Here is a 19,088-nt window from a genome sequence, read left to right on the forward strand (position 1 = left end):
ACCACGGACTTCCGGTCGCGGGGTCAGGCATCGGGAGCCGCGTGGACGCGCCGGCCCTCGACGAAGGTCTGCAGGACCCGGGTGTCGGCGATCTCCCCGGGCGGGCCCGCGAACGGGTCGCGGTCGAGCACGACGAGGTCGGCGGACCTGCCGGCGGTGATGCTGCCGGAGATGTCGTCGAGGTGGTTCACATAGGCGCTGCCCGCCGTGTACGCGGCGATGGCGGTGCCCAGGTCGAGACGCTGCCCGGGCAGGAACGCGGGGGTGCCCTCGGGCGCGCCGGGAGCGATCCGGTGCACGGCGACATGGATGGCCTGGAGCGGGTCGGGGCTGCTGACGGGCCAGTCGCTGCCCGCGGCGAGCGTCGCGCCGGCCCGCAGCAGATCGCCGAAGGGGTACTGCCACGCCCCGCGCTCCGCGCCCAGGAAGGGCAGGGTCAGCTCGTCCATCTGCGGCTCGTGCGCGGCCCACAGCATCTGGAGGTTGGCACTCGCCCCCAGCGCCCGGAAGCGCGGTATGTCGTCGGGGTGGACGACCTGGAGGTGCGCCAGGTGGTGCCGTGTGCCGCGGTGGCCGTTGGCTGCCCGGGCGGCCTCCACGGCGTCGAGCGCCTCACGCACCGCGCGGTCGCCGAGCGCGTGGAAGTGGACCTGGAATCCGCAGGCGTCGAGTTCGGTGACGTACTTCCGCAGCTCTCCCGGCTCGACGAAGCTGAGCCCGCTGTTGTCCGAGGCGCAGCCGCAGCCGGTGAGGTACGGGCCGAGCAGGGCGGCGGTGTGGTTCTCGGTGATGCCGTCCTGCATGATCTTCACCGTCCCGGCGCGGAACCGGTCCCGGCTCAACTCCTCGCCCCGAGCGAGGAGTTCGGGAATCTGCTCGGCGCCGCGCTCCCGGTCCCACCACAGCGCGCCGACCACCCGGGCGGTCAGCAGCCCCCGGTCGAGGGCGGCCTGGTAGGCGGGCGCCGGGTCGGTCATGTCGGCGTACGTCCCGACGATGGCGTCCTGCCAGGCGGTGACGCCGTGGGAGTGCAGCACGGCCTGGGCGCGCAGCAGGGCCGCGAGCTGCTCCTCCGGCGTGGGATCCGGCACCAGCCTGCCCACCAGGTGGACCGCGCCCTCCTGGAGCATCCCGGTCGGGTTGCCCTCGGTGTCCCGCTCGATGCGTCCGTCGGCGGGGTCGGGAGTACGGGCGTCGATGCCGGCGCGTTCCAGGGCCCGGCTGTTGACCCAGGCGCCGTGGTGGTCGCGGTTGGGCAGGAAGACCGGACGGTCCGGGACGATCGCGTCGAGGGCCGCGGCGGTGGGAGAGCCGCCGGGGAACGCCTCCAGGGACCAGCCGCCACCGGTGATCCACTCGACGTCCGGGTGCTCGTCCGCGTACGCCCTGATCCGGCGCAGGTACTCGTCCGGGTCGACCGTGTCACCGAGATGGCACCGGCCGAGCTCCAGGCCCGCGCCCAGCGGATGGACGTGGGCGTCCTGGAGTCCGGGCAGCAGCAGCTTCCCGGCGAGGTCGACGACCTCGGTGCGCGGCCCGATCAGCTCGTGCACCTCGTCGTGGCCGACGGCGGTGATCCGCCCGTCGCGGACGGCCACGGCGGTGGCGCGGCTGCGGGCGGGATCGACGGTGTGCACGGGGCCGCCGGTCAGGACGAGGTCCGCGGTGTGTGACATGGGGAGGGGCTCCAGGGAGGGTCAGACCGCCGTGCGGTCCATCGGCAGGGTCAGGGCTTCGGCGTCGGTGCCGTGCCCGGTCGTGAAGTACGGCGAGCGCCGGACGTACTTGGCGACGGCCGCCATGACGAGGCCGGAGAGCACGATCACGGCGGGCAGCGAGAACATGAACCAGCCGTTGTCCGGACTGAGTTCGAAGTGGTCGCTCATGGTCAGGTAGGAGTATCCGAGATAGCCGCCCAGGCCCAGCAGCACCAGCCCCGACACCGCGGGCACGCCCACGGCGAGCAGCGCCTCGCGCGGCCCCTCGTGACGCGCGGAGCGGAAACGCACGGCGCAGGCGAACGCGGTGAGGCCGTAATACAGGGCGACGATCAGGCCGATGGCGTTGACGGCGGCCAGCAGCATGTCGCTCAGCTTGGGGATCGCGAAGGCGAGCAGGGCGATCACGGCGGCGACGGACATCACGACGACGGTGCCGGCGGCCGGCGTGCCGTACCGGGGGTGGACCCGGGTCCACAGCGGCCCCATGGTGCGGTCGCGGCCCATGGCGAGCAGACCGCGCGCCGTGGGGATCAGGGTCGCCTGCACCGAGGCGACCGCGGAGAACATCAGCGCCACCAGGGGCAGGGTGGCCCAGGGCTCGGCGGCCAGTTTCGCCCCGAGGTACGGGAGGGCCTGGGGGCCGTTCTCGACGAGTTCGGCCAGGCTCATCTCCCGCTGGAAGGCGACCGAGGCGAAGAGGAACAGGCCGAGCATCGCGAAGAGGGCGATGAGACCGCCACGGGCCGCGTCGCCGGGGCTCTTCGTCTCCTCGGTGACGCTGAAGGCCGCGTCCCAGCCCCAGAAGAAGAACACCGCGAGGACCAGGCCCTGGGCGAAGGCCGTGCCGCTGGAGATCTCGAAGGGGTTGAACCAGGACAGCGAGAAGGCGTGGCCGCCGGTGACCAGGGCCCAGCCGCAGAAGCCCAGCAGCACCGCGTACTCGAAGACCAGCAGCGCGAACTGGAACCGGGTGGTGGCCCGCATCCCGGTGACGGCCAGGGCGGTGACGACGAGGAGGATCACCAGCCCGACCGCCGTGCAGACGCCGGTGGACGTCGGATCGAGGGCCACGCCGGCGAGGCTGTGCAGACCGGCCCGGTTGGCGAAGAGCAGGACCACCGAGCCCATGATCGCGCTGGTGTAGGCGCAGAAGACGATCGAGCCGACCAGGGTGACCCAGCCGGTCAGGAAGCCGGGCCAGGGGCCGAGGGACCTGCCGACCCACACATAGCCGTTGCCGCAGTTGGGTTCCGAGCGGTTCAGGCGGGCGTAGGCGGTGGCGATGCCGAGCACCGGCAGGAACGCCAGCAGCAGGAGCGCCGGTGCCTGGAGGCCCACCACGGAGGCGACCGTGCCCATGCCGATGGCGATGCTGGTGGTGGCCGCGGTGCTGGACGCGGCGATGGCGACGCCGTCCACCACGCCGAGGGAACGGCGCAGGGCGGGGCGTGACGGGGGTGGTGCGGACGACATGAAGGGCTCCTCGGGGGACCGGGGTGGGAAGAGCCGCGCGGGACTGTGATGGAACAGCCGGTGTCCACATTGGGTCAACCCTGTTGACGTAAGGCGGCGGGGGCCGTTCACTGCGGGGAGCGGCTCGTGCCCGGCGCGCGAGAAGACGCGCGAGAAGACGTGCGAGGAGAGGAGCCCCGGTCATGTCCACCCGTGTCCCGCAGGAGCGCCGGCGCCGCAGGCCCACTCGTTCGGGGATCCTGCTGTCCGAGGACCTGATCGTGGAGACCGCCCTCCGGCTGATCGGCGAGCACGGCCCCGAGGCGCTGAGCGTGCGCCGGCTCGGCGCGGCCCTCGGCTGCGATCCCACCGCGCTGTACCGCTACTTCCACGGCACCGACGACCTGGTGCTCGCGATCGCCGACCGGATCATCGGGGACGCGATGGCCGGATTCGTCCCCGGCGACGACTGGGTGGCCTCGCTGCGCGAGATGGCCCTCAGGGTCCGCGCGGGATACCTCGCCCACCCCCGGGCGGCCGCCCTGGCCGCGCACCGGGTGACCCGGCGCCGCAACGAGATCCGTGCCGTGGAGACGGGGATCGGCCTGCTGCTGACCGCGGGCTTCGAGCCGGCCGACGCCGCACGGCTCTACCTGGCCTTCATCGACACCGTCCTCAGCCACGCCGCCACGGAGGCGGCGTTCCACGCCCTCCCGCGGCAGCAGCGCGAGGCCGACCACCGCGCCTGGCGGGACGTCTACCAGGACCTGGATCCGGCGACGTACCCGGCCCTCACGGCGGTGCGCCCCGAGCTGGCCGGGATGGCGGACAGCTCCTTCCCGCAGGCGGTGGACCTCCTGCTGGAGGCCCTGGCGGCCCGGGCCCGCGCCCTCACCCGGCGGCCGACAGCGCCCTGATGCCCGCGTCGAAGCTGATCGGCGGCTCGAACCCCAGGTCGCGGCGGGCGGCTTCGACGCTGAACCAGTGCGGGTCCAGCAGCTCGGCGAGGAGGAAGCGGCTGAGGGCGTGGGTGCGGGCGAGGCCGGTCAGCCGCAGGGCGGATTCGCATGCGGTAGCGGCGGCCCGGACCAGGGGCCGCGGCACGGCGCACCAGGTGGCCCGGATCCCGGCCGCGCGCAGGAAGTGGGCGGTGATGTCGCGCAGGGGGCGGGGCTCGTCCTGGGTGATGAAGTAGGCCCGGCCCCCGATGGGCCGGCCTTCCCGGAGCCGGTCCAGGGCGAGCAGGTGGGCGTGGGCGGCGGTGTGCAGATGGGTCGTGTCGACGAGGTTCGTGCCGTCGCCGGGCATCAGCAGCCGGCCCGCGCGCACGGCCCGGGCCAGGGACGGGGCGAAGTGCGGGTCGCCGGGGCCCCAGATGATGTGCGGGCGCAGGGAGACGGTGGCCAGGCCGGGGGAGTCGGCGGCCAGGACGAGGGCTTCCGCGTGGGCCTTGGTCCGCGGATAGGCGGCCAGGTGCCGGTCGGGGTAGGGGCAGCGCTCGTCGGCGTTCTCCAGGCCGCCGGGCCGGAAGACGACGCTCGCGGTCGACGTGTGGACGAGCGTGCCGACCCCGTGGGCGCGGCACTGGTCGATAACGTTGCGGGTGCCGAGGACGTTGGTCCGCCAGTACGGCGCGAGCGGACCGCTGACCCCGGCGAGCGCGGCGTTGTGGAGGACGGCGTCGCAGCCCGCGACCGCCCGGGAGACGGCGGCCGGATCGGCCAGGTCTCCCTGGTGGTGCCGGACGCCGAGGCGCTCCAGGGCAGGGCTCGGGCGGCGGCCGAGGGAGGAGACGGCGGTGCCGCGGGCGACCAGCCGGCGGCAGATCTCCTGCCCCAGGAACCCGCTCCCGCCGGTGACCAGGACCCTCAACGCCGGCCTCCCGCCGCGTACGTGGCGAGCCGGGCACGGTCGATCTTGGAGTTGTGGCGGATGTCGGTCGGGAAGCGCGGGTGGAAGAGCACGGTGGCGATGCGGCGGGCGTCCGGATGGTCGCCGAGGACCGCGCGCAACGCCTCCACCACCGCGTCCCGCCGCGCGCCCGGCTCCGGCTCCACGCAGAGCACCGCCCGCTGCCGCCCGGCGGCTCCGACACCGACCAGGGCGGTGCGCCGGACTCCGGCGGCGGTGTCGGCGGCGGCCTCGATGTCCTCGGTGGTCAGGGCGAAGCCCTCGCCGATGACGAGATGGGCCGAGCGACCGAGGTACCAGAGGCGGCCTTCGCCGTCGAGGCGCCCCAGGTCGCCGGTGCGATGCCACAGGGCGCCGTCTGCGAGGGACTTCGCGGCGCGCGTGGCGTCGGGGCGGGCATGGTAGGCGGGACTGACCATGGGCCCGGCGACGGCGATCTCCCCGAGCCCGGTGCCGTCCGCGTCGAGAATGCGCGCCCTGACGCCGGGCAGGGGGCGGCCCAGACAGGTGCCGACGTGCCCCGCGGGCGGCCGCACGCGCAACTCCTGGGCGTCGATCGCGGCGACGGGCAGGCACTCGGTGGCGCCGTAGACGCTGAGGATCTCCGCCCCGGGCGGCAGGGCCTTCGCCAGCATCTCGGCGAGACGCGGGCGCAGGGGTGCGCCGAAGGAGAGCACACGGCGGACCGAGGGCAGCGTCAGGCCGTGGCGGACGCAGTGGCCGGCGATCAGGCCGAGGACCGCCGGTGAGCCGAGGACGTGGGTCGCCCGGTGGCGCCGGAGGGGCCCGACGAGGGACCCCGGGGGTGTGCGGGCCGGGGCCAGATGGTCGACCTGCGGGGCGACGGTCGTCAGCCCGAGCAGCGGGCCCAGCGCGGCGAACGGCAGGAAGCAGGACAGCAGCACGTCGCCGGGCTCGGCGCGCAGCACGGCGTCCAGGGCGGCGAGCTGTCCGGCCAGGGTGGCGCAGCGGTACTCCACGCCCTTGGGCTGCCCGGTGGATCCGGAGGTGAAGGCGATCATCGCCAGGTCGTCCGGCCGCGGTTCCGGCACCGGCGGCAGCGGGCCGCTGCCGTCCGGCACCGCCAAGGGCAGGCTCCGCCCCAGGAGCCGGCCCGGGAGGCCGCGGCCGGTGACCAGGGCCGTACGGACCTGGCCGCGGCCCCAGCCCAGGGCCCGCCGCGCCACATGGGCCAGGGGCTCCCCGATGAACACGCCGGGGGCGATCTCGTCCAGGCAGCGGCGCACCTCGGCGCGCGGCTCGATCAGCACGGGGACGGCGCCGAGCGAGATCAACGCGTAGACGCACGCCACGAGGTGATAGGCGTCCCGCGTCATCACCACGGCCTTGTCCCCGCGCCGTACCCCGGCCGCGCGGAGGGCGTCGGCGGTGCGGCGGCAGCCGTCCAGCAGCTGGGCCGCCGTCACGTCCTGCCCGGACAGGGCGCCGGCGCAGCGGACGAGGACGGTCGCCCGCGGGTGCTCGGTCAGCCGGGCCAGGCGGGTGAAGACGCTGTCGGGTGCGACGGTCATCGCTGTCCTCGCAGGAAGTCGCGGATGTGGACGCCGAGTTCGTCCCCGGCGTCGTCCATCACCAGGTGGCCGGCACGGGGGTAGCGGTGGACGAGGGCGTGCGGGTGCCGGCGGATCCACTCGGCGAGGACCGGCGGCGTGAAGACCGGATCGCGCATGCCCCAGCCGATGAGCATCGGCAGCCGTCCGAGGCCGTCGGCGCCGTCGGGCGGGGTGAGCAGCCGCCAGGCCGCGTCGGCCGGGCCCCGCGGGATCGCGCGGACGAACTCCGTGATCGCCCGGCGGTTGTCCCGGCGGGCGTGGGGCAGCAGGTAGGCGCGCCGCTCGGCGGGGCTGAGCCGCCGGGTGACGCCGAGCCGGACCGCGGCCCGGGCGAAGGCGTTGGTGGCGTGGACCGCGGCCGCCACCGGCCGATGGTCCCTGATCCAGCGCAGGTAGAACGGCAGCCGGTAGCCGTCGGGCCAGGGGAAGGCGATGGTGTTGAGGACCACCAGGCGCGAGACGACGCCCGGGTTGCGCAGCAGCCAGGCCACACCCAGCGGCCCGCCCCAGTCGTGCACGACGAACGTCCACCCCCGGGGCGGGACGCCCGCGTCGCGGACCAGATGGCCGTACAGGGCGTCCAGGTGGTCCAGTTGGTACCGGTAGGGGTCCGTCGAACCGTACGGCGGTGTCATGTGCTGGGACAGTCCGAGGCCGGGCAGGTCCGGGGCCAGGCACCGGGCGTGCGGGACCAGGGTGGGGAGCAGCTTGCGCCAGGCGTAGCTCCAGGTCGGGTTGCCGTGCAGGAACAGCAGGGGCTCGCCCGTGCCGACGTCGAGATAGTGCTGGCCGGTCGCCGGCACCAGCCGCCAGTGCTCGCGGGCGGGATAGCCGGGCAGCAGCTGCTGGAGGACGGAGGCGCGCGGACCGGCGGCCGGGCGGCGGCTCTCGGCGGTCACCAGCGCACCAGCGCCAGACCGAAGCTCATGCCGCTGGCCAGGCCGATCATCGCCACGGTGTCGCCCGGCTCGATGCGGTCGGTCTCACGCGCCTTGACCAGTTGCAGGGGTAGGGAGGCCGCGGCGCAGTTGCCGTGCTCGGCCACGGCGGGCATGCACCGGTCGGCGGGCAGCGAGAGCGCCTCGACCATCTCCTGGTACTGGGCCATGCCGATCTGGTGGAAGGCGATGAAGGCGCTGGAGCGGATCGCGTCCAACTCCCGCTCCGCCGACTGCCGGAGGAACGGCAGCCCCTCGACGGCGGTCGTGCGCAGCAGATCGCCGTTGAGCCGGATGGTCAGATGCTCGTCGTCGAAGGCCCGAGGATGCATGGTGCCGCCGCCGCTCACGGTGCAGGCGCTCCAGGCGGTGGACTCGGCGGCGAACCGCAGCATGAGCACCCCGGGGTCGTCGTCCCCGGCGGGCCCGGCGGTCAGCAGCAGGGCGGCGCCGGCGTCGGAGACGGTGTAGCCGGGCATGGCCCGCAACAGGGTTTCGTGGTCGGGGACGTGCCAGCGCGTGACCATGGAGCCCACCTCGCCGCAGGCGATGAGCACCGTGCGGTAGCGGCGCGTGGCGATGAACGCGGTCGCCACCTCCATGGCGTTGAGGACGCTGTTGCAGGCGTTCTTCACGTCGAACACCGGGCAGGTGGCGCCGAGTTTGGCGGCCACCAGATGTGAAGTCGACGGTTCCAGCAGGTCATGGCTGGTGGCGGCGAACAGCAGCAGGTCCACCTCGCCGATGGCCGTGCCGGCGTCCGCGAGGGCCTTGCGGGCGGCCGCGACCGCGAGGTCGGAGGCGCACTCGCCCTCCTCGCACGCATGGACGCCACGCACGCCGGTGATGTCCTCGAGCAGGCCGGGCGGCGGTACGTAGGGGCTTCCGGCGGCGGCGATCCCGGCCCGGATCTCCTCCATGGTCCGGTAGCGGGACGGCAGGTGGACGGCGGTTGCTGTCAAGCGGGCACGCGGGGCTTCGAGCACCGCGCCACCGTAACGGCCGGTCACGCACCGTGACGCCGAGTTCACTCGTGTGGTGGACCGCGACCACACCCACGGGTGAACCCCGCCTTGGGTGCCGCGCCACCCGGGCAGTTGTCCTTCCGCTCGTACGGCCAGGCAGAGCAACAGGGGGGCGGGGCATGGGCGTTGGACGGGACGACCGGTCGGTGGCGGTGGTGGGCATCGGCTGCCGGCTGCCGGGCGGCATCACCGGCCTGGACGGGCTGTGGGCAGCGCTGCGGGACGAGCGCGACCTCGTCGGGGAGATGCCGCCGGACCGGTTCCCCAAGGACCGGCTCGTCGATCCCGGCGCGGTGCGACCGGGCCGCAGCTACACCGCCGCCGGGGGCTTCCTCGACGACATCGCGTCCTTCGACGCCGCGTACTTCGGCATCTCGCCCAAGGAGGCGGCCCACGTCGATCCCCAGCAGCGGCTGCTGCTGGAGATGGCCGCCGAAGCCCTGGACGACGCCGCCCTGCCGGCCGAGGCGCTCGCCGGGTCCGACACCTGCGTGTACGTGGGCGTCTCCGACCCGGCCTACGGCACCGTCCTGTCGATGCTGGAGGACCACACCAGCCCGCACACCATGCCCGGCAGCACCCTCTCGATCACGGCGAACCGCCTGTCGTACACCTTCGACCTGCGCGGCCCCAGCATGGCCGTCGACACGGCCTGCTCCTCCTCCCTGGTGGCACTGGACCGCGCCTGCCGCACACTGCGCGAGGGCACCAGCCGCGTGGCCCTGGCCGGCGGCGTCAACGTGCTCCTGAACCCGTTCTCCTACGCCGGGTTCTCCTACGCCGGAATGCTGTCCCGGCGCGGCCGGTGCGCGGCCTTCTCCGCCGAGGCCGACGGGTTCGTACGGGCCGAGGGCGGCGCGGTGCTCGTGCTGAAGCGGCTGGCGGACGCGGTGGCCGACGGCGACCGCATCCACGCCGTCCTCGCCGGCACCGGCAGCAACTGCGACGGCCGTACCACCGGGATGACACTGCCCAGTTGGCAGAGCCAGGAGGCGCTGCTGCGCGCGGTCTGCGAGGAGGCCGGCATCGCACCGGACGACCTGGTCTACTTCGAGGCGCACGGCACCGGCACGCCGGTCGGCGACCCCGCCGAGGCCCGCGCTGTCGGACAGGCCCTCGGCACGCGGCGCGGCAACGGCCCGCTGCCCATCGGGTCGGTGAAGTCCAACCTGGGCCATCTGGAGCCCGCGGCCGGCATGGCCGGTCTGCTCAAGGCGATCCTGGTCCTCCGCCACCGCACCGCACCCGCCTCCCTGCACGCCCTGCCGCTCAACCCGCACATCGACTTCGACGCGCTCGGCCTGGCCCCCACCGTCACGCCCGTGGCACTGCCCCGCTCGGCACGGGCCGCGGTCGGGGTGAACTCCTTCGGCTTCGGCGGCGCCAACGCCCACGCCATCGTCGTACCACCCCCTCCCGTGCCGCCCGGGCCGAAGCGGGCGGACCGGCCGGTGCCGGTGGTGGTCTCCGCGCGGTCGCCCAAGGCGCTGCGTGAGCTGAGCGCGCGGATGGCCGAACGGCTGCGCGGAGCGGCACCGGAGGAGTACTACGACCTCGCCCGCACCAGCACGCTGCGGCGCAGCGCCCACCCGCACCGGGCCGCCGTGCTCGCCGCCGATCCGCGGCAGGCGGCCGGGGAACTGGAGAACCTGTTCACCGACGCGCCGGCCGGCGGGGCCGTCATCCGCAGGGCCGAGCGGGGCGCCGTGGCGTTCGTCTACTCCGGCAACGCCTCCCAGTGGCCCGGGATGGCCGCCGGCCTGATGGCGGGCGAGGCCGTCTTCCGCGCCGCCGTGGAGGAGGCCGACGCCGCGCTGGCCCCGCATCTGGGCTGGTCCGTGGCCAAGGAGCTGGAGCGCCCCACCGCGGCACGCTGGGCGCGCACCGAGATCGCCCAGCCGGTGCTGTTCGCCGTGCAGTGGGGCCTGACCGCGCTGCTGGCCTCCCGGGGCCTGCGCCCGGCCGCGGTCGCCGGGCACAGCGTCGGCGAGGTGGCCGCCGCCTGCGCGGCCGGGGCGCTGACCCTGGAGCAGGCGGCGCTCGTGCTCGCCCAGCGCAGCCGCACCCAGGCCACCACGGCGGGCCGGGGCCGCATGGCCGCCGTCGGGCTGGCCGAGGACGCGGCCCGTGCGGAACTGGCCCGCTTCGGCGGGGCGTTGGAGATCGCCGGGATCAACAGCGACCGCGACGTCACGGTGGCCGGCGACCCCGACGCGCTGGCCGCCCTCGGCGCCGGCCTGACCGCCCGGGACGTCTTCTTCCGCGAACTGGACCTGGACTACGCCTTCCACAGCCGCGCCATGGACCCCATCGAGGAACCGCTGCGCGCCGCCCTCGCCGGCCTGGCCCCCGGCGAGGCACGGGTGCCGTTCGTCTCCACCGTCACGGCCACCGCGCTGGCCGGCCCGGAGCTCGACGCGGCGTACTGGTGGCGCAACGTGCGCGAGCCCGTCCGCTTCGCCGAGGCCATGGGCCGGCTCGCGGACGAGGGCATCGGCATCGTCGTGGAGATCGGGCCGCACCCGGTCCTGCGCCCGTACCTGCGCCGTACGGGCCTGACGTACGTGCCGACGCTGCACCGGGACGGGGACGGGCCGCGCGAGGCCACCGCCGCCGTCGCCGCCCTGCTCGCGGCCGGCGCCGACGTGGACTGGCAGGCGCACTTCCCGCACCCCGGCCGGGTCGCCGACCTGCCCGCCTACCCCTGGCAGCGCGACCGGCACTGGCACGGCACCCCGCACGACCTGATCGTGCACACCAGCGGCACCGGAGCGCTGGACCACCCCCTGCTCGGCGAACGGCTGCCCGCCCCCCACCCCCTGTGGCACGGCGGCGTCGAACCCCAGCTCGTGCCCTGGCTGGGCGACCACCGGATCGGCGGCGGCGTGCTGATGCCCGCCGCCGCGTACGTGGAGATGGCGGTCACGGCCGGGCAGCGGGCGCTGGACCGCCCGGTGGAGGTGCGGCACCTGGAGATCTCCCGGCCGTTCGCGGTTCCGTGGCCGGACCCGGCGGGAGCCGCGCTCCAGACCGCCGTCACCCCCACCGACGGCACCCTGACCATCAGCACCCGGGACACCCGCGGCACCGAGGTCCAGCCGGTCGCCCGGGCCCAGGTCCGCACGCGACTCGGCACCGCCCCCGCCCCGCTGGACATCGCCGCGGTCAAGGCGCGCTGCTCCCGCGCCCTCGCCGGCCCGGACCACTACGAGCACTGCCACCGCGTCGGGCTGGAGCTCGGTCCGGGGTTCCAGCTCCTGCGGAGCCTGGACGTCGGCGACGGCGAACTGCTCGCCCGGTACCGGCTCGACCACCCGGCCGACGGCTACACCGTCCACCCCGTGCTGCTGGACGGCCCCCTCCAGGCCACCGTTGCCCTGGCCGAGCAGCCGACCCGGGAAGCCGCCGGCTACCTGCCCTCGGCCTTCGGAGCGGTCCGGATCTGGCGCACCCCCGCGCAGGAGGGCGTCGTCCACCTGCGGCGCCGCAGCCGCAGCGCCAACGAGATCTGCTGGGACATCACCTACGCGGACCTCGACGGCACCGTCACCGCCGAGATCGACAAGTGCCGCACCCGGCGCGCCCGCCTCTCCGACCACGCCCCGCTGACCGTCCAGCGCACCGTCCTGCGCGCGGCCCCGCACCCCTCGCTGCCCGCCGCGCCGTCCCCGCTGCCCGCTCCGGCCGAACTGGCCGAGGCCGCCCGGGCCCGGATCGCCGCCGCCCGCGCCGCCTTGGAGGACAGCGGCCACGCGGCGTTCACAGCCGCCGCCGAACGGGCCGGCGCGACCTGCTGGGCAGCGGCCCTGCGCGGCCTGGCACCGCACCTGGGCGAGCCGTTCACCATGCCGGATCTGGTCGGCCAGGGCCTGGCACCGCGGCACCGCAGGCTGGTGCGCCTGATGCTGCCCCTGCTGGCCGAGCACCACCTCGCCGAGGCCGACGGGGAGACCTGGCGGCTGACCGACGCCACGGCCTGCCCGGAGGAGTCGCTGCGGAGCCTGGTGGAGGAGCACCCGCGGTTCGGCCCGCTCGCGCTGCTGATCAACAGTCAGCTGCGGGAGCTGCCCGAGGTACTGCGCGGCACCGTCGACCCCCGCGACCTGCTGCCCGTCGGCGACAGCTTCCTCGAACAGTGGCAGGAGACGGCACCCGCCCACCGCTTCACCCACCGCGTGGTGCAGGCGCTGCTCGACCGGATCGTCCGCGCCTGGCCCGCCGACCGCCCCCTGCGCGTCCTGGAAGTGGGCGCGACCACCACGGCCCTGACCGCCGCCGCGCTGCCGCTGCTCCCGCCCGACCGCACCCACTACACCTGCACGGCCCCGTCCAACGCCCCCTTCGCCCGCGCCCGGCACCGCTTCGCCGCCTGCCGCTTCATCGAGTACCGCACCCTCGACCCGGACGCCGACCCGGCCGTCCAGGGCTTCCCGGCGGGCGGCTTCGACCTGGTTCTGGCCGGTGACGCCCTGCACGCCACCGCCGACCTGGCCGCAGCACTGGGACACCTGCGCTCGCTCCTCGCACCGGGCGGCCACCTGCTGGCCACCGAGCGGCACCACGACCGGATCGACGCCCTGCTGCTGGGCGGACTGGAGTCGTGGTGGAAACGCGCTGACCGGGACCTGCGCCCCACCACCCGGCTGCTGCCCCGCGACGCGTGGACGCCCCTGCTGGAGCGGTGCGGCTTCATCGGCCCGTGGCAGACCGGGCCCACGGACCACTCCGTCGTCGCGGCCGTCGCACCCCAGGCTCCGGCGGACCCGTCCGCCCTGCCCGGGCCGCTGCCGGACACGGCCTGGACCGTCGCCACGGAGACCGACGCCGAGCACCCGACCGCGCGGGAACTGGCCGCCCTGCTCGGCCCGGCGACCGTCCTGACCGCCCCCGCCGACGCCGGCGCGTGGACGGCCGCACTGCCCACCGAGGCCGCTCCGCGCATCGTCCTGCTCCTCGCCGAGCCCGACCGGCGGGACGTCGCCGCGCGGACCGCCCACCGCGCGGCTGTCCTGCGCGCTCTGGCCGCCGCCTGCCGGACCCTGCCCGAGGACCGCGCCCCCCAGGTGTGGCTGGTCACGCGCCCCACCGGCCTGTTCCCCGCCCCGGAACGCCCCGCGCACCCCGAGGACGCGGCCGTCTGGGGCGCCGCCCGCACCCTGGCCAACGAGCAGCCCGGCCTGGGACTGCGGCGCGTCTCCCTCGACCGCACGGCCGACCCGGCCGCCGACGCCCGGCGGCTCGCCCTGGAGCTGCTCACCGCGGGCCGCTCCCCGGACGAGCCCGACGGCGCGGCCGAGGACGAGGTCGTCCTCACACCGGCCGGCCGCTTCACCCCCCTGCACATCGAGCACCCGGCCGACGAGCCCCCCGCCGTCCGCACCGGCGTGCCCTTCGTGCTGGACGTCCGCGACCCCGGCCCGGCCCGGCGCCTGGTCTGGCGGGAGACGGCCCTCCCGGAGCCCGGCCCCGGTGAAGTCGCCGTCGAGATGCGCGCGGTCGCGCTGAACTACCGCGACCCCCTGCGCGCCAACGGCCTGCTGCCGCCCGAGGCCGTGGAGGACAGCGGCCTCAGCCGCGGACTGGGCACCGACGGCGCCGGGATCGTCCGCGCGGTCGGACCCGGAGTGACCGGCCTCGCGGTCGGCGACCGGGTCTGCGGTCTCGTGCCCGCCGTCCTCGCCTCCCACGGCGTCACCCACGAGTACTCCCTGCTCAAGATCCCCGACGGCATGAGCTACGCCGAGGCGGCGACCTTCCCCGTCGCCTTCCTGACGGTCCACCACGCCCTGGTGGACCTGGCCCGCCTGGCATCCGGTGAGACGGTGCTCGTGCACGGCGGCGCCGGAGCCGTGGGCCTGGCCGTACTCCAGTGCGCCCGCGCCCGGGGCGCCCGCGTCATCGCCACCGCCGGAACGGAGACCAAGCGGAACCTACTGCGCAGCCTCGGCGCCTGGCACGTGCTGGACTCACGCAGCCTGGACTTCGTGCCGCGCGTCCGCGAACTCACCGAAGGGCGGGGCGTCGACGTCGTCGTCAACTCCCTCAGCGGTGAGGCGATCGCCCAGGGACTGGACCTGCTGCGTCCCAACGGCCGCTTCGTCGAACTGGGGAAGCGGGACATCTACCTCAACCACACGCTGCCGCTGCGGCCCTTCGACCGCAGTCTCACGTTCATCGGCCTCAACCTCGACCATGTGGTGCTGGACCGGGAGCGCGGCCCGCGCCTCGTCGCGGACCTCGTGACCCACATCGACCGCGGCGTGTACCGGCCGCTGCCGCACACGGTCTACCCGGCCGCCCGGGTGGAGGAGGCCTTCCAGGTCCTCCAGCACTCCCGGCACATCGGCAAGGTGGTCGTCTCCTTCGAGCAGGCCCCTTCAGACGAGCAGGCGGCTTCCGTCGACCAGACCGTCTCCGTCGGCCAAGCCGACATGAACCCGCTGGACGAACCCGTCCCCGTCCGGCCCGCACCCCGCGCGCCCGCCCTGGACGCCGACGGCACCTACCTCGTGACCGGCGGGCTGAGCGGCTTCGGCGCCGCCACCGCACGGTGGCTGGCCGACCACGGCGCCCGGCACCTGGCCCTGGTCTCGCGCCGCGGGCAGGCCGCTCCCGAGGCGCCCGCCCTCCTGGCGGACCTGGCCCGGCGCGGCGTCCATGCCACCGCCCACGCCGCCGACGTCACCGACGAGGCGGCACTGCGCGGGGTCGTCGACGCGATCGACGCCACCGGGCACCGGCTGCGCGGTGTCGTCCACGCCGCGATGCACCTCGACGACGCGCCCCTGGCCGACCTCACCGACGACCGCTTCACCGCCGTCCTCGCCCCCAAGGCCGACGGGGCGGCCCATCTGCACCGCCTCACCGCGCACCACGAACTCGACCTGTTCCTCACCTACTCCTCGATCGCCGCCGCCGTCGGCAACGTCGGCCAGGCCCCCTACGCGGCCGGCAACGCCTACCTGGAGGCCCAGGCCCGCGCCCGCCACGCCCAGGGGCACCCCGCCACGGCTCTCGCCTTCGGCCCGATCGGCGAGACCGGATACGTCGCCCGGCACGCCCTCGGCGACGCCATGGCCGAACGGGGTTTCCAGCCTCTCTCCGTCGCCGAGGCCCTCACCACCGCAGGCGGCCTGCTCCGTCCGGACACGGACGTGGCCGGCATCGGCCGCTACCGCTGGAGCCGCGCCCGCCGCCTGCTGCCCGCCCTGGCCACGGCCCGTTTCACCGGCCTCGTGCCGGCCGACGCCGCCCCCGACCCGGAGGGCCGCGCGGACCTGCTGCGGGAACTGGCCGCCATGACCCCCGACGACGCCCGGGCCGCCATCACGCGGACCCTGGCCCGGCTGCTCGCCGCCGTGCTGCACAGCGACCCCGAGGAGCTGGACCCGGCCCGGCCGGTGACCGACTTCGGCCTCGACTCGCTGCTGAGCACCGAGTTCCTGGTGCGGGCCGGCGAGCACTTCGACGTCCGCCTCGCCGCCGCCGAGCTGATGAGCAGCGACCGGACGCTGAACCACTTCGCCCGACTGGTGTACGGCCGACTGGACCTGACGTAGCGCCGGGGGCCGCTCGAAGGCCGTCTCCTCCGGGGCGGGGAGACGGCCTTCGAGCCGGCGCTACAGCACCTCGGCCCGCCCGGCGGTGTCGTCGATGAACCCGCCCGACTGGTGCTGCCACAGCTTCGCGTAGGCGCCGTCGAGCGCGAGCAACTCCTGGTGCGTGCCCTGCTCGACGATCCGCCCGCGGTCGAGGACGACGAGCTGGTCCATGGTCGCGACCGTGCTCAGCCGGTGCGCCACCACCAGCGCCGTCCGCCCCTCCATGAGCCGCCACAGCGCCTCCTGGACGAGCAGCTCGCTCTCGGAGTCCAGGGCGCTGGTCGCCTCGTCGAGCAGCAGGATCGGCGCGTCGCGCAGGATCGCCCGGGCGAGGGCGACACGCTGGCGCTGACCGCCGGACAGCTTGACGCCCCGCTCGCCCACCATGGTGTCGAAGCCGGCCGGCAGCGCGTCGGCGAACTCCGTGACGTGCGCCGCCTCGGCCGCCCGGCGGATCTCGGCGTCGGTGGCGCCGGGCCGGGCGAACGCGATGTTCTCCCGCAGGGTGCGGTGGAACATCGCCGGGTCCTGCGGCACATAGGCGATCTGACTGCGCAGGTCGGCCTGGCGCAGCCGGCTGATGTCCTGACCGCCGATCAGGATGCGGCCGCCGTCGATGTCCGTCATCCGCAGCAGCAGCCGGGTGAGCGTGGTCTTGCCGCCGCCGGACCGGCCGACCAGGCCGAGCTTCGCCCCGCTCGGCACGGCCAGGTCGAGCCCGTCGAACAGCGGCCGGCCGCCCCGGTGCGCGAACGTCACCTTCTCGAAACGGACATCGGCGGACCGGGGCCGCAGCGGCTCCGGTGCCGGCGGGTCGAGCACGGTCGGCGGCGTCAGGAGCAGCTCGGTGAACTGCGCGGCCTCCGTCATCGAGCTCTCCAGCCGGCGGTAGATCTGGTTGAACTCGAACATGATCCGGGTCGCGTTGTTGTAGTAGGCGAAGGCGACCACGATCGCCTCCACGCCGAGCGCGCCACCGCCGAGCATGACCGCGAGCAGCAGGCCCATCGCGTTGGTCAGCACGGACATCGGCGCGACCAGTGTGTCGATGCGCAGGTTGCCGTAGTCCCAGGACCGCACGGTGAGCCGGCGCGACATCGCCACCCGGGAACGGTGCTCGGCGGCCTCGCGCTCCTCCGCGGCGAACGCCCGCACCGTGTCCATGTTCATCAGGCTGTCGGCGACGTGGCCCGACACCCGGGCGATCGCCTCCTCACGCTCGTCGACGAGCCGCTGCCGGCGCCGGATGAGGGGCACGACCAGCACCGCCGTCAGCGTGATCATCACCAGCAGACCGACCACGAGCAGCGGTTCGTAACGCCACAGCACCACCGCGCCGAACACCAGCGGCACGAAGCTGCCCACGATCTGGAAGACCAGGGTGTCCACGAACGGCTCGAACCGGGAGGCGAAGCTGAGGACCCGCTTGGTCAGCGAACCGGCGAAGTTGTCGTGGAAGAACGCGGCGTCCTTGGCGAACAGCTCGTCCATCCCGATCACGTACAGATGCTCGATGCCGAGGGCGTCGAGGCGGTTGAGGCAGTGTATGGCGATGCGCCACAGTGCCTCCGCGAGCAACAGGACACCGGCGAAGCCCAGCACGTACGGCAGTGTCGAGGCGACCGTGACGTCCTTGTCGCCGGCGATGTCGCCGACGAGCTTGGCGACGATGAGCGGCGCGATGTAGTTGATTCCGATGTTGCCCAGCGCCGAGAGCAGCATCGCGGGTGCCGTCAGCCGGCGGAGCCGGGCCAACTCCCGTCCGTAGTACCGAAGTGCGAGAAGTACCGAGCGCTTGCCCGGCTGAACCCTGCGTGTTCCAGGCGTTTCCATCCCACCCCTGTGTCGTCCTGTGGCCGCCCGCCACGCGCTGTGTGCGGGCAGGGGCCATCGCCGCAACGGATGTGTGGATTTCGGCTTGAGTCCGGAAGTGTCCCGCGACGGCGACCGCGGAGTCCAAGTGTTTTCCGGCCGGGCGGGGGTGTGCGGGGAGCGCCAAGGGGCACGGCGGGCGGACTCGGGGGCGGGGTGGTGACGGGCTGGGGCCCGAGGCGTCCGGTCAGCCCAGGTAGAGCGGGAGCTTCGCGGCCAGTTCGCCGAGGTCGGCCCGCTCCGCCTCGGTCGGCGCCCGCCTCCCGGTGCCGACCAGCAGCGCGTCCAGGTCGTGGAACGACGCCGGGAACGCGCTTCCCGCGATCCGCTCCAGCAACTCGCGGGACCGGGCGAGCCCCTCCGCCGGCGGCTGCTCCGGATCCGGGAGGTGCGCGATCAGGTCGAGGTGGTGCAGCGTCCACTCCAGGACGTACACCGAGAGGAAGTCGGCCACCGTGAAGACCTCGTCACGGGTACTGACCCGGGACGCGGGATCGGCGAGCAGGGCGGCGCGGCCGGCGGCGGAGCCGACGTCGTCCAGGTGGAACTTGAGCAGGTGCGGCTCCTCGTACGCCGCCGCCAGCCGGACCGTCAGCGCGTCGAGCGGGTCCTCGCCGGTCGGCGGCGTGTCGGAGACCTCCCAGTAGGTCACCGCGTCACGGGTCGGTTCCCGGCCGGAGGGGGTGGCCAGGGTGATCAGGACGTCCTGGGCGTCGATGACCAGATGGCAGACCAGGTCCCGCACCAGCCAGCCCGTACAGCCGGAGGGCCGCGCGAAGTCCTCGTCGGAGAGGTCGTCAACCGCCGCGCGCAGTGCCGCCCAGGAGCGTGAGAAGAGATCCACCTCGGCAACGTAGTGCGGCGCCGCGAGCGTGGACAAGCGGATTCGGGGCACTTTGCTCGGTACCGTGGGCGTCGCGACCGTTGACGTGGACAGCACCGGCAGGCCACGTTGAGTAACCTGGCAAGTGCGGCGCATCACCAAGCGCGCGAT

At 74.6% G+C, this 19,088-nt stretch carries 10 protein-coding genes; 2 read left to right on the forward strand and 8 right to left on the reverse strand.

Annotated elements, in window-relative coordinates:
• Nucleotides 1-23: 23 nt before the first annotated feature.
• Both IE255_RS34475 and IE255_RS34480 read right to left on the reverse strand, forming a co-directional pair.
• Entirely contained in the window at nucleotides 24-1,676 is a 1,653-nt protein-coding gene (locus IE255_RS34475; protein ID WP_190054349.1) for an amidohydrolase, read from the reverse strand.
• 21 nt (nucleotides 1,677-1,697) lie between these two features.
• Nucleotides 1,698-3,194, reverse strand: a complete 1,497-nt coding sequence (locus tag IE255_RS34480; RefSeq protein ID WP_190054350.1) for an APC family permease — start codon at nucleotides 3,192-3,194, stop codon at nucleotides 1,698-1,700.
• Nucleotides 3,195-3,376: 182 nt separating this feature from the next.
• On the opposite strand from IE255_RS34480, the gene IE255_RS34485 reads away from it, so the two are divergent.
• Complete coding sequence (locus IE255_RS34485) at nucleotides 3,377-4,090, forward strand: TetR/AcrR family transcriptional regulator (protein ID WP_190054351.1); 714 nt, start codon at nucleotides 3,377-3,379, stop codon at nucleotides 4,088-4,090.
• Here the strand turns inward: IE255_RS34485 and IE255_RS34490 are convergent.
• From IE255_RS34490 to IE255_RS34505, 4 genes are read right to left on the reverse strand one after another with little or no spacing between them, the layout of a single operon-like run.
• The gene (locus tag IE255_RS34490) at nucleotides 4,065-5,045 is read right to left on the reverse strand and encodes an NAD-dependent epimerase/dehydratase family protein (RefSeq protein WP_190054352.1); all 981 of its coding nucleotides are present in this window, start codon (nucleotides 5,043-5,045) and stop codon (nucleotides 4,065-4,067) included. The two genes, IE255_RS34485 and IE255_RS34490, sit on opposite strands and share 26 nt — an antisense overlap.
• Nucleotides 5,042-6,616 carry an AMP-binding protein gene (locus IE255_RS34495; protein WP_190054353.1) on the reverse strand — a complete coding sequence of 525 codons (1,575 nt, stop codon included), beginning with the start codon at nucleotides 6,614-6,616 and terminating at the stop codon, nucleotides 5,042-5,044. The genes IE255_RS34490 and IE255_RS34495 overlap by 4 nt, the downstream gene beginning before the upstream one ends.
• Complete coding sequence (locus IE255_RS34500) at nucleotides 6,613-7,557, reverse strand: alpha/beta fold hydrolase (RefSeq protein WP_190054354.1); 945 nt, start codon at nucleotides 7,555-7,557, stop codon at nucleotides 6,613-6,615. Before IE255_RS34500 ends, IE255_RS34495 begins: the two co-directional genes overlap by 4 nt.
• On the reverse strand, nucleotides 7,554-8,582 hold the full coding sequence (locus tag IE255_RS34505) for a 3-oxoacyl-ACP synthase III family protein (RefSeq protein WP_190054355.1): 1,029 nt from the start codon (nucleotides 8,580-8,582) through the stop codon (nucleotides 7,554-7,556). The genes IE255_RS34500 and IE255_RS34505 overlap by 4 nt, the downstream gene beginning before the upstream one ends.
• 158 nt (nucleotides 8,583-8,740) lie before the next feature.
• Between IE255_RS34505 and IE255_RS34510 the strand changes: the two genes are divergently transcribed.
• Complete coding sequence (locus IE255_RS34510; RefSeq protein ID WP_190054356.1) at nucleotides 8,741-16,180, forward strand: type I polyketide synthase; 7,440 nt, start codon at nucleotides 8,741-8,743, stop codon at nucleotides 16,178-16,180.
• Between the two features lie 60 nt (nucleotides 16,181-16,240).
• On the opposite strand, the gene IE255_RS34515 is transcribed toward IE255_RS34510, so the two are convergent.
• Together IE255_RS34515 and IE255_RS34520 are read right to left on the reverse strand one after the other, a co-directional pair.
• Nucleotides 16,241-18,055 carry an ABC transporter ATP-binding protein gene (locus IE255_RS34515; protein ID WP_190054357.1) on the reverse strand — a complete coding sequence of 605 codons (1,815 nt, stop codon included), beginning with the start codon at nucleotides 18,053-18,055 and terminating at the stop codon, nucleotides 16,241-16,243.
• A 226-nt stretch (nucleotides 18,056-18,281) separates the two neighbouring features.
• Nucleotides 18,282-18,938 carry a maleylpyruvate isomerase N-terminal domain-containing protein gene (locus IE255_RS34520; protein WP_190054358.1) on the reverse strand — a complete coding sequence of 219 codons (657 nt, stop codon included), beginning with the start codon at nucleotides 18,936-18,938 and terminating at the stop codon, nucleotides 18,282-18,284.
• Between the last annotated feature and the right edge of the window lie 150 nt (nucleotides 18,939-19,088).

This window comes from Streptomyces lomondensis (assembly GCF_014651035.1).
In the GTDB taxonomy this organism is placed as follows: Bacteria; Actinomycetota; Actinomycetes; order Streptomycetales; family Streptomycetaceae; genus Streptomyces; species Streptomyces lomondensis.

Coding starts and splice junctions, on each gene's coding strand:
- IE255_RS34475 (WP_190054349.1), bottom strand. CDS start 1,676: ATGTCACACACCGCGGACCTCGTCCTGACCGGCGGCCCCGTGCACACC.
- IE255_RS34480 (WP_190054350.1), bottom strand. CDS start 3,194: ATGTCGTCCGCACCACCCCCGTCACGCCCCGCCCTGCGCCGTTCCCTC.
- IE255_RS34485 (WP_190054351.1), top strand. CDS start 3,377: ATGTCCACCCGTGTCCCGCAGGAGCGCCGGCGCCGCAGGCCCACTCGT.
- IE255_RS34495 (WP_190054353.1), bottom strand. CDS start 6,616: ATGACCGTCGCACCCGACAGCGTCTTCACCCGCCTGGCCCGGCTGACC.
- IE255_RS34510 (WP_190054356.1), top strand. CDS start 8,741: ATGGGCGTTGGACGGGACGACCGGTCGGTGGCGGTGGTGGGCATCGGC.
- IE255_RS34515 (WP_190054357.1), bottom strand. CDS start 18,055: ATGGAAACGCCTGGAACACGCAGGGTTCAGCCGGGCAAGCGCTCGGTA.